The organism is Lactobacillus sp. PSON, from assembly GCF_052615405.1.
In genome coordinates this window covers 172,541-188,925 of the sequence record NZ_JBQXFW010000008.1, presented here as the reverse complement: position 1 = coordinate 188,925, position 16,385 = coordinate 172,541, and the positions used below count along the sequence as shown (strand labels likewise).

The window sequence follows — 16,385 nt, the reverse complement described above, 5'->3', positions numbered from 1 at the left end:
GCTCTATAATTAATTTTCTTCTTTATCTGAATCCAAAAAGTAAATCAAAGTCTGTAATTCAGTTGCTAAATCAACATTTTGAACTCGTACATCAGCTGGTGCTGAAAGTCTAATTGGTGTAAAATTCATAATGCCTTTTACACCTGCTTCTACCATCTCGTCAGTAGTTTTTTGCGCTTCAGTTGATGGAACTGTTAAAATAGCAATGGAAATTTGCTGATCAGTTAATTGCTTTTTTAAATCATCCATATGATATACTGGCACTCCACTCAAAATTCGACCAGTAATTTCCTCATTTATATCAAAAGCACAAGAAATACGAATATTATTACTACGCTTAAAGTTATAATTAAGTAGGGCTCTTCCTAAATTACCTACTCCAACCAATGCTACATTAGTAAGAGTATCTTGATTCAAAATCTTTTTAAAAAAATTAAGCAATGCTTCAACATCATATCCATATCCACGCTTTCCAAGAGCGCCAAAATATGAAAAGTCACGTCGAATTGATGCACTATCAACTTGAACTGCTTCAGATAATTCTGTTGAAGAGACCTTGTCCTTTCCTTCTTCATTTAAGATAATAAGGTAACGGTAATAAAGTGGAAGTCGCTTAGCAGTTGCTTTGGGGATTTTTATTTTCTTATCAATATTATTCATTTGTGAAGCCTCCATGTATCTCATCTTTGTGAATATTAATCAAGCTTTTATATATTACCTATAATCACACTATATTTGCAAGTATATTTTTCACAATGTTAAGATTCTTACTTAAATTGTACCATTACTTCACAAACAATTACTAGACAAAACAATTATTAGATTATGATAGAATATTTTTAGGTGAAAAAATTATGATTATTGCTCAGGGGCACGATTTGCAGCAACAATTCGGTGCCAATATTTTATTTGATAATGTCAATTTTTCAATAGATTCTAATGCCAGAATCGGTCTTGTAGGTCCAAATGGTGCAGGAAAAACTACCCTGCTTAAAATTATGACCGGTCAACAAGAACCAACTCATGGTGAATTTACTGTTAATAAAAATATTGATGTTGGTTATATTGCTCAGGAAAATGACCTTGATGAAAGTAAAACCATCTGGGATGGTATGGAAGAAGTATTTTCTAGTCTTATTGCTCAAAGTAAAAAATTAGAAAATATGCAAATGCAAATTGCAGAACATCCTGAAGACCAAGAACTTCTCAAGCGTTATGATCAACTACAATTTGATTTTGAACAAAGAGGCGGCTATACTTATCAATCTGATATTAAGAGTATCCTTAACGGTTTTAAATTTCCGGAAAATACTTGGAACAAAAAAATCGGAAGTTTATCTGGTGGTGAAAAAACCCGCTTAGCTTTTGTTAAGCTTCTTTTAAAAAAGCCACCTCTACTTTTACTTGATGAACCGACTAACTATCTTGATATGGACACTTTAGATTGGTTAGAAAGCTTCTTAAGAAACTATTCTGGAGCTATTTTAGTTGTATCTCACGATCAATATTTCTTAGATAATTTAGCTAACCAAATTTTTGAATTAGAATTCGGAAAACTTACTGCTTTTAAGGGTAACTATTCTCAATATAAGGCTGAGCGCGAATTACGTAACAAGCAACAACAAGCAGCTTATGAAAAACAACAAGAAGAAATTAAGCGTGATGAAGAATTCGTTCAAAAGAATATGGTTCGTGCTTCAACAACCAAACGAGCTCAAAGTCGTCAAAAGAAACTTGAAAAAATAGAACGTATTAAACCACCAAAGCATAAAAATAAAGTTCGTATCCATTTTAATAGTGAACGTCCTTCTGGAAAAGAAGTCTTAATTTTAAATGATTTATCTATTGGCTATCCTGATAAAACAATGGTTGAAGATATTTCTTTTCAAATTAATAAAGGCGACAGAGTTGCTATTATTGGACCTAATGGAATTGGTAAATCTACCCTTCTAAAAACTGTAATGAAGCAGCTTACTCCTAAAGCTGGCTCAATTAAATATGGTGCCAGTCTTGATATTGGCTACTACGATCAAGAGTTACAAAGACTTGATCCTTCAAAAACTGTCTTAGATACTATTTGGGATAGACATAAGACAATGCCTGAAAAAGATGTACGCTCAATTCTTGCAAGTTTTTTGTTTACTGCTAAAGATATTGATAAGACTGTAGGACAATTGTCTGGTGGTCAAAAGGCTCGTTTAACTTTAACTGTTTTATCCCTTGAACATGATAATTTCTTATTAATGGATGAACCTACTAACCACTTGGACATTGAAGCAAAAGAAGTCCTTGAAGAAGCCTTAAATGAATACGATGGCACTTTACTATTCGTATCTCATGACCGTTACTTTATTAATCAACTTGCTAATAAAATCGTATCTGTTAGAAATGGTCATGCCAAAATATACGAAGGTAATTATTCATATTATCTTGATGAAAAAGCAAAACAAGCTGCTGGAACAACTCCAAGTGAAGTTAATGAAGAGGCTCCACAAACTTCAACTAAAAGAGTAAGTGAGCAAAAGTTATCTTACCAAGAACAAAAACAGCGCGATTCACAAAAGCGAAAACTAGAACGTGCTGTAGAAAATGCAGAAAAAGAAATTGAAACTTTAGAAAAACAAGAAACTGAAATTCAAAATAAAATGGCTGATCCAGCAATTGCTTCAAACTTTGATAAGTTAGGGCCTCTGCAAGAAGAGCTTTCCAAAGTACAAGAAAAAATCGCTCAAATAAGTGATGAATGGGAAAAAGCTATGGAGGACTTAGAAAATTTTGAATAATAAAAAAGGCAATCAAATGATTGCCTTTTTTATTATTCAACTTATTTTTATAGATTATCCAAATAATCAATAAACTGAGGCATATCTGTAAGTTGTTCAGAACTTAACTCTCGGCAAATCGTATGATCTTCCGAAAAAACATATACCCGATCAACAATAGAGCGAATCTGATTAAAGTGGTGACTCGAAATAATCAATGTTTTACCTGATTGATGCAATTGATGAATAATTTGATTAATCAATGTTCTATATTTAGGTGACAACCCATTAAACGGCTCATCTAAGATAATAATATCTGGATTCATTGATAATACACTGGCAATAGCAACAAGTTTTTGTTCACCACCAGATAAATGATAAGGAACACGATCTTTAAGACGCTCAATTTTTAAAAGCTTTAAACAGTCATTAACTCGTTTATCTACTTCTTCTTGAGTAAGTCCTAAATGCAATGGACCAAATGCTATTTCTTCAGCTACACTTGTATTAAATAATTGAACTTCACTATTTTGAAAAACAAATCCAAATTTTTGATAAAATGGACCAGTTTTAGTTGAATCTTTCAAAAATTTTTTATCAATTACTTGTCCATTAAAAGTATAACTTCCATCTTCAAGAGCATATAAACCAACAATAGTCTTTAATAATGTTGATTTTCCTGATCCATTTGGTCCCATTATACATACAGCATCCCCCTTACCGATTTTCAAATTTACATCATGAAAACCAGTATGAACACCATATGTATAAGTTCCGCCATCTATTTTAATCATCAATTACGCTCCTTAAATTACGAAATATACAATAACCGCAGCCAATATTTCTATTAAGCTCAAATTATCATATTTATTCCAGCTCAATTTCCAGTTTACTACATTTTTATTATTATATCCTCTTAAAGTCATTGCCTGATATAAATCTACAGTTCTTTTTTTAGCAGATAAATAAACTTGTCCCACAATAACACCTAAGACTTTACGATTTACATGCTGTCCAAAAGTGCGTAATTTAATACTGTTTAAAACTTCTTGAATATATATTCCTAATGTGTATACATATTTCATTGTAATATCTAAAGTCAAAATCATTACACTGGGAAAATGAATCTGCTCAAGTCCCTGAATAAATTGAGGCCAAGAAGTAACACTCAAAAATATTGAAATATTAAGCATTATTAAGACGGTACGTGATATAAACAAGCCAATATTATTATCTCTCAATAGCAAGCTAGGTAATAGTACTATTAAAGAAATTAGAACTAATTTTGTTAATTTTTTCCCTATTCTGACAATTACTTTTCCTGGTAAAAATACTAAATGCAATAAAATTAATATAAAAACCATCCATAAAAATACAACTTGAGATGATAATAATATCAAAGTAGTTAAAACTATTAATTCAGCTATTCTCATCCAAGGAGAGTTTTTAGCAGCATAAGCTGGAGATATTTTAGTTAGAGCTTTAATTAAATTAGTAAAAATATTTAAATTATTTTGAATTAATTTACCTTTTGAAAGTTGAACCTTATTTTCTTCCCCAGTATTAAGCCAGGCAGGTAATTCCTTATAATTGTTGACCTGACTGTTTTGGTTTGGATTTATTTGATGAATCATAAATTGACATCAGCACCTTACTAATAAGAAAGAAAATTAATATTGCGGTAACCGCACTTAAAATATACCCAATAGGTAAACTAGTTCCTGGAATCGTATAATCACCAAATAAAGCTGTATACTTTATTCCATGACTCATTCCAGTTGGAATTGTATTTGAAATATGCTCTAATTTTAATCGTTCCAACAATTCTGCATTATCCCATTCACCAAATGCTGTACCTGTTGCAAGTAAACCAATTGGAGATAGAGCAACTAAAGCAATAATAAAGTAAATGAAGTATTTGAGCGAACCTTTTTTAGCAGCAGTTTTTGGTAAATTGTTTTGATAGAGTTCATTAGGAGCAGCCTTTTTAACAAATGCATATACAACATAAGTAAAGAATGCTTCAACCACTCCGCCAACAGCTAAGTGAGCAACACAAAGTGCTGGAATAGTAACTGCTAATGGATATGGATTATATAATGGAGTTCCATTAGACGTATGTGCAATTAACGGCTGAATTCCAAGTTCAAATCCTGCCATTAAAGCTGCTAAATTGATACCACAATACGAGCCTACTATTGCACCTAAGCTTGGATGATTGTGCTTGCGTAAAAAGTTATAAATCCAATATCCCGTAAATGGCATTACAATCGCCATATTAAAGATATTTGCACCAAGCGCTAAAATTCCACCATCTCCAAATAAAAATGCTTGTAAAATCAACGCGACACTTACCGCAATCGACGCGGCATACGGTCCTATCAATATCGCAAGTAGCGTCCCTCCAACAGCATGAAGACTTGTAGCACCGGGAATCGGAACATTAAACATCATCATTAAAAATGATAATGAAGCTGCAATTCCTAACATTGGTGCCAAATCTTTGCGTTGTTTAAGTTCTGTCTTAACTTTTTTCAATGAAATTGCCACAACTGGAGCCGCTACTACGAACATAACTCCGCATGTTGCTGGACTTAAGTAGTTATCTGGTATATGCATTTACTTCCTCGCTTTCAATTGATGTTTATACATCACATTCAATATGATCGCTTTTACGTAAATCAAATTTTGAAAAGTTAAGCAATTTTTCTCTATAATAATTGATAAATTTTAATATTAATTTTCGATTTTTATAAGAACTACTGCTCAAAACTCGCAAAACCATTCCATCTTCTTCAAGAATTGAGATACCATAATGAACATCGAAATCAAACTTATTTAAATATTTACGGAACTCTTCTACTGTTTCTTGAGTAATATTTTCATCAATAATTACTGCTGAATTAAAGTTTTGCTTTCCTTCAAAATAGCCAATTTGATACATTGGATCAATTTCTGGATCAACAATTAAATAGTCGTTATATACTAAGTGTCCATCATAGTTTATCTTTGTCTGCAAGCCAATCTCGCTATATTGAAATGGAGTATCATCTGGTGACCATCCACTTGATAATCCATCAGTTAAGATTAATTTAGATCCTTTTTCCATTTCAATTTTAGTGTTTTGATGATAATATGCATCTTTATAAGGAATTGTTTCATCTTGATAAAATTCTAAAAAAGCATTTTTACCTACATGAATCCTATCTTCTTGGCTTGTTAATTCATGATTTTCACATTTATAAACATATGTCGGAGATTGAGTTGTAACTATTGCATGGCTATCATCTTCAAGTTTGATTTGATGAAGATAATTTTCACCTTCGACATATCCACCACCAGTTGTAATTAAGAAATAATACGGAATATCGTCTTTATTAGGCTGGCGAAATGAAATCCAGGAATTTCCTTCACGATATGTACGCTTAGCAAAACTACGACCATTCTTATTAATAAACTGAAGATCAATTAATCCATCTACAGCTTTATTTTGCATTTTCTAGATCCTCAAGCAATACATCTTTCTTAATCCAATTAATAACACCATCTAAACCTTCATCTGTCTTAAGGTCTGTAAATAAGAAGTTGCCATCTTTACGGAATTTTTCTGAGTCTTCCTTCATTCTATCAAGATTTGCACCTACATATGGTGCTAAATCAGTCTTATTAATAATGAATAAGTCAGATTTAATCATACCTTGACCAGCTTTACGAGGAATCTTTTCACCTTCAGCTACATCAATAATATAAATTGAAAAGTCTACTAATTCAGGACTAAAAGTTGCGGCAAGGTTGTCACCACCACTTTCAATAAAAATCAAATCCAAATCATTGTCAAAGCGCTTTTCAAGCTTTTCAACTGAAGCCATATTCATTGAAGCATCTTCACGAATTGCTGTGTGTGGGCAGCCACCAGTTTCAACACCAATGATTCTGTTTTCATCAAGAACAGAATTCTTGACCATATATTCGGCATCCCACTTAGTATAAATATCATTAGTGATAACTGCCATGTTGTAATCTTTATTCATATGGCGAGTTAGACGTTCAATCAAAGTAGTCTTACCTGATCCAACAGGTCCACCAACACCAATTCTTACTGCACGTTTCATAAAATTATATCCTTTCAATAATTACGACATAAATAAACGAGATTCTTGAGTTTCATGCTTTATTTGAGCTATTTCAAGCCCAGGTGCATTAGCACCTAAGTATGATCTATCAATTTTTTTCACTTGCTTATAAAGTCTTTTAAGAAGTTTAATCAAATCGTTCAAAATTACTTGACCTTCTCTTTGTCCTAAAGGAATCGCTCTAACTGCATTTAAGACTAAAGTAGAAGCTACACTGTAGCCATACATCAAAAATGCATCTAGCAATGGAATCTTCTTATAGTGGGCAAAGATTGAAAAAACAATCGCTGGATTTCCATAAGCTTTATTATCTTCAATAGCTTTGGCATATTTATTTAAATATGGTACTTTATCACCATAAATTTTTTTAATCAAAGTAATCATTTCATGAGCAATAAGCTTTGTACCATCACGAGTTTCAACAGCTAGAGTAGACTTAGTGATTTCATCATCATACTCGAATAATTTATCAATTTTTTTATCGTTAAGTGCTTCATAACACAACTTAACAAGTAACCCTTCACCATATTTAAACTGTGAACGATAGTAATTTTCTAGCCAAATTTTAAACTCTGGAGACTTATTAATTACATTTCTTCTTAGATAATTTTCCATCCCAAATGAATGGTTAAATGTTCCAATTGGAAAAGTTGAATCACAAATTTGAAAAACCTCAAGATAATTTATTTTTTCATTTAGCTCATTTTTCATCTTTTTTCCTACTTATTTAGTGAAATCAACATACTCTAATGGTTGATCAAGTTGTATCTTCTTTGTTTCATAATCAATATCTTTATTGTTAAGAGCATTGATGACTACTTTATCTAAAAGTAGTGCAATTTGACCGTTCTTAATTTGAACAGGCTTATGCAAATTACCTAAAAAGTGAGCGATTAATCCCATTTCATCAATATCTTTTGGAGTAATTTCAATCATTTCATCTGGAATTACACTCAAGACAAGTAATTCGTGTTCACCCAACTTAAAAGCAGTACCGTTTTCTAGAATTTGATCTTCATTTTCAAGACGGATACCATATTCATTACCATGATCAGTCTTTACGCGAAAGATATTCTTCATCAAATCATCACTTTTAACTGATGCTGTTTCAATATGATAGCTTCCGATATTTGGAATATCATCTACATTACGATAAACTTCTGTTAAAATCATATATAAACCTCTTTTATGAGTAACAAAAGAAGATTGGAATTAAAAGTAATTCCAATTCCTCTTTCAAATTTTCAATTAGAATAAGTAATAACGTTGAGCTAATGGAAGAGTTGGTGCGGCTGGGCAAGTAATTTCTTTTCCATCAATAGTTACCTTATATGTTTGTGGGTCAATCTTTATTGTCTTTGGTGTGTAATTGTTAAGCTTCATATCACGTTTAGTTAAGTTTCTTGTGTTATGAACTGGTAAAACAATCTTATTCAAACCAAGTTCTTCTTTAATACCATGATCATAAGCATATTGTGAAACGTAAGTTACACAAGTGTGGTTAACTGCACGACCTGTTGCACCATAAAGGAAACGTTCTACAACTGGTTCTGTAGTTGGTAAACTTGCTCCAGAATCACCTTGGATTCCGTAAGTAATCATACCGTTTTTAATTACCATATCAGGTTTAGCACCAAAGTATTTAGGATTCCAAAGAATTAAATCAGCATATTTGCCTTTTTCAACAGAACCAACATAATCGCTAATACCATGACAAATTGCAGGGTTGATAGTATATTTAGCAACATATCTCTTAATACGATTATCATCATCATATTCTGAGTCGCCTTCAAGTGGACCACGAATCTTCTTCATCTTGCTTGCAAGTTGCCATGAACGCATTGCAACTTCACCAATACGTCCCATAGCTTGAGTATCTGAGGACATCATACTTAAAGCACCCATATCTTGAAGGACATCTTCGGCTGCTTCGGTTTGTTTTCTAATTCTAGATTCAGCAAAAGCAACATCTTCAGGAAGCTTTGGATTCAAGCTGTGACAAACAATAGTCATATAGAATAATTCATCAATAGTATCCTTGCAGAATGGGTTAGTTGGAGTAGTTGATGATGGAAGAACATTATCTTGACCACAAACAACCATGATGTCAGGAGCGTGACCACCACCGGCACCTTCTGTGTGGTAGGTGTGAATAGTATTACCACCAATAGCATTGATAGTATTTTCAACGAATCCACCTTCATTCAATGAGTCAGTGTGGATTGCAACTTGTACATCATATTTATTAGCAGCATCAAGTGTATTTTCAATACCTGCAGCTGTAGCACCCCAGTCTTCGTGAATCTTGATTGCAGCACAACCAGCTTTAATTTGTTCAGCAACTACTTCTGGGTTTGTACCAACACCTTTGGCCATTAAACCATAATTTAATGGTGAGTCATCAATAGCTTGTAACATTCTGTGAGTGTTCCAAGCACCTGGATTACAAGTAGCTGAACGAGTACCGTTAGCAGGACCTGTTCCTCCACCAAATAAAGTGGTAGTACCGTTATCGAGAGCATCTCGTGCTTCATCAGGACTCATATAGTGAACGTGAGTATCAATAGCACCGGCAGTAACAATCATTCCTGAACCATCAATAGCTTCAGTACTTGCTCCTACAACAAAGTCTACTTTATCCATGATGTCAGGGTTACCACCCTTACCAATCGCAAGAATCTTACCATCACGAATACCAATATCGGCTTTATAAATTCCTGTGTAGTCAATAATAACTACATTAGAAATAATTAAGTCTGCAACTAATGGATTATTCTTACGGGTTTCATTAGGGTTAACTCCCATACCATCACGTAGAACTTTTCCTCCACCGAATACACTTTCTTGACCATGAACTGTTAAGTCTTTTTCAACTTTAGCGAATAAATCTGTATCACCTAAGCGAACACTATCTCCTGTTGTAGGGCCATAAAGTGATGCATACTGTTCGTGATCCATATCAAAACTCATAAATTTACCTCCTTTTTAAGTATTGCTTTTAATAGTCTGACTTATCTTGCGTTTTAAGTGGGTACTTATTATAAGTATCAGCTTTCTTATCAACGTCAAGCCAGCCATTAACTTTATTATTAAAGCCAAATACACGACGCTTACCGCCAAAGTCAATCAATCTGACAGTTTGTTCTTCGCCTGCTTCTAGACGAACGGCAGTTCCTGCTGGAATATCAAGGTGCTTGCCCCATGCTTTTTCACGGTCAAATTGCAAGCCTTCTTCATTAGCTTCATAAAAGTGATATTCGGAACCAACTTGAACTGGACGGTCACCGACATTCTTTACCTTAAGTGAAATTGCTTTATATCCAACATTGTATGGAACTTTGTCGGATTGTAATTTATATTCTCCAGGAATCATTTAAATTCTCCTTTTTATTTACATCTAACGAATTGGGTCAGTTACAGTAATCAACTTAGTACCATCAACAAAAGTTGCTTCAACTTGAATCATAGGAATCATTTCAGAGATACCTTCCATGACATCTTCTTTTGTTAACCAAGTTGCACCTTCATCAGATAATTCTTTTACTGACTTGCCATCACGAGCGCCTTCTAGCAAACGACTTGTAATGTAAGCAACAGCTTCTGGTTCATTTAACTTCACGCCGCGTTCTTTTCTCTTTTCGGCAATCATACCAGCTAAGCTGATCATCATTTTTTCTTGTTCACGCTTTGTAAGCCTCATTATTTATTCATTTCCTTTCTAACTAATTTGGCCATATATTCACAAGCATTAGGAATCCAGGAATCCAGGCTGTTATAATACCTTCAACAATTCCTAAATAACCTGGAAATTTTCCTAAATCTAGATGGAGATTATTGGTCAGGAATCCTGTTAACCATAAAATACCCCATGCCCACCAGATAAGGCCATAAATCCAATTTCCGCCAAAATTTTGAAAACATAAAATTCCAGCCGGAATTGAATTTATAGCAACAAACAAACTAAAGTAGCCATAAAGTCTTTGATCAAATTCGCATATTGTATTTATTGCTACATAAAGATATGTAAATGCAAACAATAATCCAGTGGCACTGGCATAAAACCAGCTATTTGGTTTTCCTGCTATAATTCCCCATGATAGGGCTACAATATTCAGAATTAGACTTAAACCACCCGTGAAGAAGTTCATAACAATAATTGATTTATCTGATATTTCTTCTACTGAATACAGGCCATTACTTATTAGTACAATTCCAACATATAGTAATATGCACCCTAACACTTATTTCACTTCTTTCTACGAGTAACTTCGTTTTGAAACTAGATATCATAAGGCTTTTCATTAAGCATTGTTTCATCTAGACCTGCTTTAATAATGTCATCAGAAGGACGAATATTAGTAATTAAGCCTAAAAGCTTCAACAAAATGAATGTTATGATAAAGGAATAAGCTGCTACCAAGATTACACCACCAGCTTGAATCAAGAATTGACTCACGCTAGCACTGACACCATTTACACTACTATCTGCAAGAATTCCAATTAAAATTGTTCCAGTAAAGCCACCGATTCCGTGGACTCCCCAAACGCCAAGAGCATCGTCCCAGCCAATTTTTTCTTGAATACTTACAGCAATATTACAGATGATTCCAGCAACTATTCCAACGATTACTGCTGTAGCTGGATTAATATATCCAGCACAAGGAGTAATAGTTGCTAGACCAGCAACTGATCCAGTTAAAACATCAACAAAGTCAAACTTACCACGTACGAAATAAGCATATAAAATCCAAACAACCATTCCACTGGCTAAGCCAATTGCAGTATTTGTAAATGCTTTAGTGGCAAGAGCACCTGCTTTTAAAGCACCACCTGAATTAAAACCAAACCAGCCAAACCATAAAAGTCCGGTACCAATTGCAGCAGCCATTAAGTTACTTGGCTTCATTCCTTTATGGCTAAGATCACGCTTACCTAACACGATAATACTTGCCAAAGCTGCAAAACCTGCAGTTGTGTGAATTACAGTTCCACCAGCAAAATCAACAAATCCTATTTTTTCGAGGAAGCCATTTCCCCATACCCAGTGACAAACTGGAATATAAACAAGAATTGTCCAAAAGATCAACAAAAGGATATAGCCTTTCATATTTAATCTTTCAGCAAAGGCCCCACTGATTAATGGAACAGTAATAACGCAAAACATCATTTGGAATAAGAAAAATAGCGCAAATGGAATTGAAGCTGCATGAACTGCATTAGGAACCAAGCCAACGTGGGCTAAGCCAAAATAATCAGTTATATTACCAATTATTCCGCCAAAATCTTTCCCAAAAGCTAAGCCAAAACCGCCATAAGTCCAAATTAAGGTTACGATTCCCATTGAAATCAATGATTGCATCATAATATATAGAACGCTTCTTTTACGCGCTAACCCGCCATAAAAAAATGCTAGCCCTGGTGTCATCAAACACACCATTGCTGTACAAAGCATCATAAAAGCGGTATCTCCACTATTAATCTGCATTAAAATCTCCTCTCATTGTTAAAACATCTAGTTATAACTAAACACAGGACATAAAATGTGTAAGCTGTTTCACAACTCTTTCTTAGAGTACGCCATTAAAAATTGAGATACAAACATTTGCACTCGATAACTATTTTTTAAAATGTGTATAAAAATTGAAGTATATTGGTAGTTTGATATTAAGTATGGTTTTTTATTTATATATGAAATATCAATTTTCAATTTAAAAAAGACACATTTCTATGTATAAATTGGTACTTTAATCTTTTATAGTTATATGTATTTCTTAAGTAATAAAAAAAGAGGACTTACGTCCTCTTAAAAATAATTTTAATTTAACATGCTATTTGCATATGGCAATTCTAATGATGGATCTGCATTCAAAGTCAAATCTGCAAATTGTCCCTTATTGTATAAATTATAAGCAGCTGCCCCAATCATTGCGGCATTATCACCACATAATTTTAAGTCTGGCAAAATTACTTTTGGTTGTTTGTCCTTAGGTAAGTTTGTAATTTCTGCGTTCATTCGTTCGCGTAATCCGAGGTTCGCTGCAACTCCTCCACCCATAATAAAGGTTTTAGGTTGATATTGTTTGATTGCTCTTATAGTCTTATGAGCCAAAACATCAATTACAGCTGCCTGAAAACTTGCCGCTAAATCATATTTATTTAATTTCTCATGGATTTGGTCAGCGTGATGACAAGTATTAATAAAAGCGCTCTTCAAACCTGAAAATGAAAAGTCATAATCATCATCTTCCATCATAGCCCGTGGAAAATCAAAAGTATCTTTTCCTTCATGTGCCCATTTATCAATAGTTTTTCCTGCAGGATAATTTACACCAAGAACTCTACCAATCTTATCATATGCTTCTCCTGCCGCATCATCACGTGTATCACCAATAATTTCAAAATCAGTCGGACTCTTTAACAAAACGATTTCGGTGTGTCCCCCTGAAACTTGTAAGGCTAAAGCTGGGTATTCAATTTCATCCTTTAATTGAGCAGCCATAATATGACCCATAATATGATCAACACCAATTAACGGGATTCCTGTAGCCATAGAAGCAGCTTTAGCAGCACTTACTCCAATTAAAAGTGCGCCAACAAGCCCCGGTCCATAAGTTACAGCAATTGCATCAATGTCATCCCAACTAGTATTTGCTTCTGTTAAGGCTTCCTTGGTAATTTGGCTAATTACTTCAATATGATGACGACTTGCAACTTCTGGAACAACTCCTCCAAAACGTTGATGACTCTTAATTTGAGTAGCTACAATTAAACTTTCAATTTCACGTCCATTTTTAATTACAGCTGTTGAAGTTTCATCACATGAACTTTCATAAGCTAAAATACGAATATCTTTTTTCTCACTCAAAATATAAACTTCCTTCTAACTGTTAACTCGATGAGGCGCAAGCCACAATATCATATTTATTGCATCAGTATTATCTTGATAATAATTTTTTCGAACAAATGTTGGCTTAAAACCCAACTTTCGATATAAACTTTGAGCCCCTTTATTATCCACTCGCACTTCTAAACTGACCGCTTCACTACCGTTATTTCGTGCTTTATCAATTATAAAATTTATCAAATATGTAGCAATACTCTTTCTTTGAAACTCAGGAGTGACTGCAATATTTGTGATGTGGGTTTCTCTTGGATGAAAGCGAGCTCCAATAAATGCTACTAAAATAGACTCATAATACACAACTAAATAAAGAGAGTTCTTTCTTTTTGCTAATTCTGTTTTAAAAGAAAAACTACTCCAAGGTGTACTTCCTGAATACACTTGTTTTTCTAAAATAAGCAAATCTGGAATATTATCATCAGTAGCTTGCATTACTTGCATTCGCTTCCCATCAATTGAAATAATAAATGGGGAAAAACTCATATCTATCTTATTTTCTATTGGATGAAAAAAATTCTTAAACTTCTTCAACATAATCACTATCAGGGCCAAATGGCTTTCCAGTCTTCTTATGCCAATCCACTTCAGCTTGTGTACGACGAAGGTAACGTGGCAATAACTTATCAGGATCAACTAAAGGTTCTTCTAATGCAAGTTGTCCAATAAGACCAGCGTGAACAATATTTTGTTCATCAGTACCATAACTATAATCAATATCAAGCTTTTTAATCAATTCATCTTGCTTATCAAAGTTATCACCAACAAAAATCACTTTTTGGTAATTATTGTTAGCCAAATATCCCTTAATAGCATCTAATAACACATCAATATGATAATGACCATCTTCAATTACATTTTCAGGATTTTCATTATCATTAATGATATAACCACCTGCAAAATAATTATCATTTCGTGCATCTAATCCTGCAATAACTAAGGTGTCTTTATCACTTACACTTTTAGCAAGTGCCTTTAAAGTTGAAACTCCTACTACTTCCTTATTCAAAATACTGCTAAACATTTTAATAGTAGTAATTCCAATTCTAAGACCAGTGTAAGAACCTGGACCAATTGCAACTACAAAGCGATCAATATCCTTTAATTTCAATTTATTATCAAGTAAAATTTCTTGAATCATCGGATCCAAATGTTCACTATGATTGCGTTGATCTACTTCATTTTTTTCTACAATAATATTTTCATCATTATTTAGTGCAACGCTTAAATTACTAGTTGCCGTTGAAACACTTAAAATTTTCATATCTAACTCTTTTCTTTTTTAGTTACTTTCTTATTTTAACACGAGATACAGCTCTTAAAACAAAGTAGCTTACAATCATCTGTAACCAAGGTACAATTATTTCCTTTGGCGCACGTTGGACAAGAGCGGCTCGAATATCTAGACCATATAGGATATGAACCCACATAGTATTCATTCCCACATTAACAATCAAAGTTACCAATAATGTAGCAACAATAATTCGCCAAATTTTAATCGGTTTTTGATAAAAGAACAAACCATAAATAAATGGACCAACTATTGCACTTAAAGTAAAACCAATAAAAAATCCACCCTGCTGTCCAAATAAAGCAGAAGCGACCAAATCACTGACTCCGCCTCCTACAGCACCCCAAATTGGACCAAATAAATAGCCTAGTAAAACATTTCCAATGAAGCCTAAACCTACTTTTACCATTGCGGGACCAAATGAAAATTGATTCAATACCACTTTCATCGCTACCACAATTCCCAATAAAATCAAATCACGCAATTCTACATGAATCAAATTTTTGGTTTTCAAAAGCATCCCTCCTTAAACTAAAAAACATGACCACTGTCATGTTCCATTAAATCATATTTTACGCCATTTTAGTTCGCAGAGTGCTTGTTCTTTATCATTTTCATCTAAAATTACATGATATGAAAAAATTGTACTGCCTTCTTCAAGTTTCATTGCAGAAACAGGTTTTTGTCCATATTTAACTTCTTTATCAAACTTTATATCAATACTTTCAACCATATGTTCTTTTAAAAAACTTCTAGGCATCATATCAATAAACCAATTAAAGTAATGACTATTAGTCAAATGATGATTAGTATCCAAGTCATCGTATCGAATACGATACTTTCTTTTGACATCATATTCACTATGAAGACGTAATCTTGGGAATCTAGGCATCTTCTTTAATAGTGGAACATCAAAAGCTTTCATCATTTCATTATCAGTTGGAATTAGCTTACGTTTTTTCAAATCAAATAATACCCACTGACTTTTAACAGTAACTATTTCTTCTCCTTCATAATCTGTAATAGAGAAGTCCCGATACTCAAAAAAGCGATTATATCCACTAGCTTCAGTTGTTAGAACAATTTTTTCTCCTGGTGATGGTAATCTAGCAATATCAAAATGATATTGAGTTACTACCCAGCCTAGCCCACGCTTAACTAAGTCATCAGTTCCAGCACCACCGGCATCTAATTGATGTTCCGAAACCATCATTAATAAATCAACCATAGTTGGAATTTTTAAATGACGGTTTTCATCACATTCCCAAAATTCTACTGTATGTTTTTCGCTATATCTCATA

Annotated in this window: 19 protein-coding genes; 1 reads left to right on the top strand and 18 read right to left on the bottom strand. The window is 33.5% G+C overall.

Annotation, left to right across the window (positions count from 1 at the left end):
- Nucleotides 1–9 precede the first annotated feature (9 nt).
- Complete coding sequence (locus tag ACTHPI_RS08555) at nt 10–660, bottom strand: redox-sensing transcriptional repressor Rex (protein ID WP_445353718.1); 651 nt, start codon at nt 658–660, stop codon at nt 10–12.
- A gap of 194 nt (nt 661–854) precedes the next feature.
- On the opposite strand from ACTHPI_RS08555, the gene ACTHPI_RS08550 reads away from it, so the two are divergent.
- Entirely contained in the window at nt 855–2,783 is a 1,929-nt protein-coding gene (locus ACTHPI_RS08550) for an ABC-F family ATP-binding cassette domain-containing protein (RefSeq protein WP_445353717.1), read from the top strand.
- Nucleotides 2,784–2,830: 47 nt separating this feature from the next.
- Here ACTHPI_RS08550 and ACTHPI_RS08545 read toward each other — a convergent pair whose 3' ends face one another.
- From ACTHPI_RS08545 to ACTHPI_RS08465, 17 genes are all read right to left on the bottom strand, one after another.
- Nucleotides 2,831–3,556: an energy-coupling factor ABC transporter ATP-binding protein gene (locus ACTHPI_RS08545; protein ID WP_445353716.1), complete on the bottom strand. Its 726-nt coding sequence runs from the start codon at nt 3,554–3,556 to the stop codon at nt 2,831–2,833.
- A 12-nt stretch (nt 3,557–3,568) separates the two neighbouring features.
- On the bottom strand, nt 3,569–4,396 hold the full coding sequence (locus ACTHPI_RS08540; protein WP_445353715.1) for an energy-coupling factor transporter transmembrane component T family protein: 828 nt from the start codon (nt 4,394–4,396) through the stop codon (nt 3,569–3,571).
- A complete protein-coding gene (cbiM, locus tag ACTHPI_RS08535; RefSeq protein ID WP_445353714.1) occupies nt 4,347–5,381 on the bottom strand; it encodes a cobalt transporter CbiM in 1,035 nt (344 codons plus the stop codon). The genes ACTHPI_RS08540 and cbiM overlap by 50 nt, the downstream gene beginning before the upstream one ends.
- Before the next feature lie 25 nt (nt 5,382–5,406).
- The gene (locus tag ACTHPI_RS08530) at nt 5,407–6,258 is read right to left on the bottom strand and encodes an urease accessory protein UreD (protein ID WP_445353713.1); all 852 of its coding nucleotides are present in this window, start codon (nt 6,256–6,258) and stop codon (nt 5,407–5,409) included.
- Complete coding sequence (gene ureG, locus ACTHPI_RS08525) at nt 6,248–6,874, bottom strand: urease accessory protein UreG (RefSeq protein WP_445353712.1); 627 nt, start codon at nt 6,872–6,874, stop codon at nt 6,248–6,250. The genes ACTHPI_RS08530 and ureG overlap by 11 nt, the downstream gene beginning before the upstream one ends.
- Before the next feature lie 21 nt (nt 6,875–6,895).
- Complete coding sequence (locus ACTHPI_RS08520; protein WP_445353711.1) at nt 6,896–7,606, bottom strand: urease accessory protein UreF; 711 nt, start codon at nt 7,604–7,606, stop codon at nt 6,896–6,898.
- Nucleotides 7,607–7,618: 12 nt separating this feature from the next.
- Nucleotides 7,619–8,068 carry an urease accessory protein UreE gene (locus ACTHPI_RS08515; RefSeq protein ID WP_445353710.1) on the bottom strand — a complete coding sequence of 150 codons (450 nt, stop codon included), beginning with the start codon at nt 8,066–8,068 and terminating at the stop codon, nt 7,619–7,621.
- 75 nt (nt 8,069–8,143) lie between these two features.
- Nucleotides 8,144–9,865, bottom strand: coding sequence for an urease subunit alpha (ureC, locus tag ACTHPI_RS08510; protein WP_445353709.1), 1,722 nt, complete (start codon nt 9,863–9,865; stop codon nt 8,144–8,146).
- A 28-nt stretch (nt 9,866–9,893) separates the two neighbouring features.
- Nucleotides 9,894–10,268 (bottom strand): urease subunit beta, encoded by a 375-nt coding sequence (locus ACTHPI_RS08505; RefSeq protein WP_445353708.1) that lies wholly within the window; start codon nt 10,266–10,268, stop codon nt 9,894–9,896.
- A gap of 24 nt (nt 10,269–10,292) precedes the next feature.
- Nucleotides 10,293–10,595 (bottom strand): urease subunit gamma, encoded by a 303-nt coding sequence (locus ACTHPI_RS08500; RefSeq protein WP_445353707.1) that lies wholly within the window; start codon nt 10,593–10,595, stop codon nt 10,293–10,295.
- A 22-nt stretch (nt 10,596–10,617) separates the two neighbouring features.
- Entirely contained in the window at nt 10,618–11,136 is a 519-nt protein-coding gene (locus tag ACTHPI_RS08495; protein WP_445353706.1) for an AmiS/UreI family transporter, read from the bottom strand.
- Nucleotides 11,137–11,174: 38 nt separating this feature from the next.
- Nucleotides 11,175–12,380, bottom strand: a complete 1,206-nt coding sequence (locus tag ACTHPI_RS08490; RefSeq protein WP_445353705.1) for an ammonium transporter — start codon at nt 12,378–12,380, stop codon at nt 11,175–11,177.
- 330 nt (nt 12,381–12,710) lie between these two features.
- Complete coding sequence (gene tsaD / locus ACTHPI_RS08485; protein WP_445353704.1) at nt 12,711–13,760, bottom strand: tRNA (adenosine(37)-N6)-threonylcarbamoyltransferase complex transferase subunit TsaD; 1,050 nt, start codon at nt 13,758–13,760, stop codon at nt 12,711–12,713.
- 15 nt (nt 13,761–13,775) lie between these two features.
- Nucleotides 13,776–14,330, bottom strand: a complete 555-nt coding sequence (rimI, locus tag ACTHPI_RS08480; RefSeq protein ID WP_445353703.1) for a ribosomal protein S18-alanine N-acetyltransferase — start codon at nt 14,328–14,330, stop codon at nt 13,776–13,778.
- Nucleotides 14,314–15,057 carry a tRNA (adenosine(37)-N6)-threonylcarbamoyltransferase complex dimerization subunit type 1 TsaB gene (gene tsaB / locus ACTHPI_RS08475; RefSeq protein ID WP_445353702.1) on the bottom strand — a complete coding sequence of 248 codons (744 nt, stop codon included), beginning with the start codon at nt 15,055–15,057 and terminating at the stop codon, nt 14,314–14,316. Before tsaB ends, rimI begins: the two co-directional genes overlap by 17 nt.
- A 22-nt stretch (nt 15,058–15,079) precedes the next feature.
- A complete protein-coding gene (locus tag ACTHPI_RS08470) occupies nt 15,080–15,604 on the bottom strand; it encodes a folate family ECF transporter S component (RefSeq protein WP_445353701.1) in 525 nt (174 codons plus the stop codon).
- Between the two features lie 45 nt (nt 15,605–15,649).
- Nucleotides 15,650–16,384, bottom strand: a complete 735-nt coding sequence (locus ACTHPI_RS08465) for an acyl-[acyl-carrier-protein] thioesterase (RefSeq protein WP_445353700.1) — start codon at nt 16,382–16,384, stop codon at nt 15,650–15,652.
- Nucleotide 16,385: the final 1 nt, after the last annotated feature.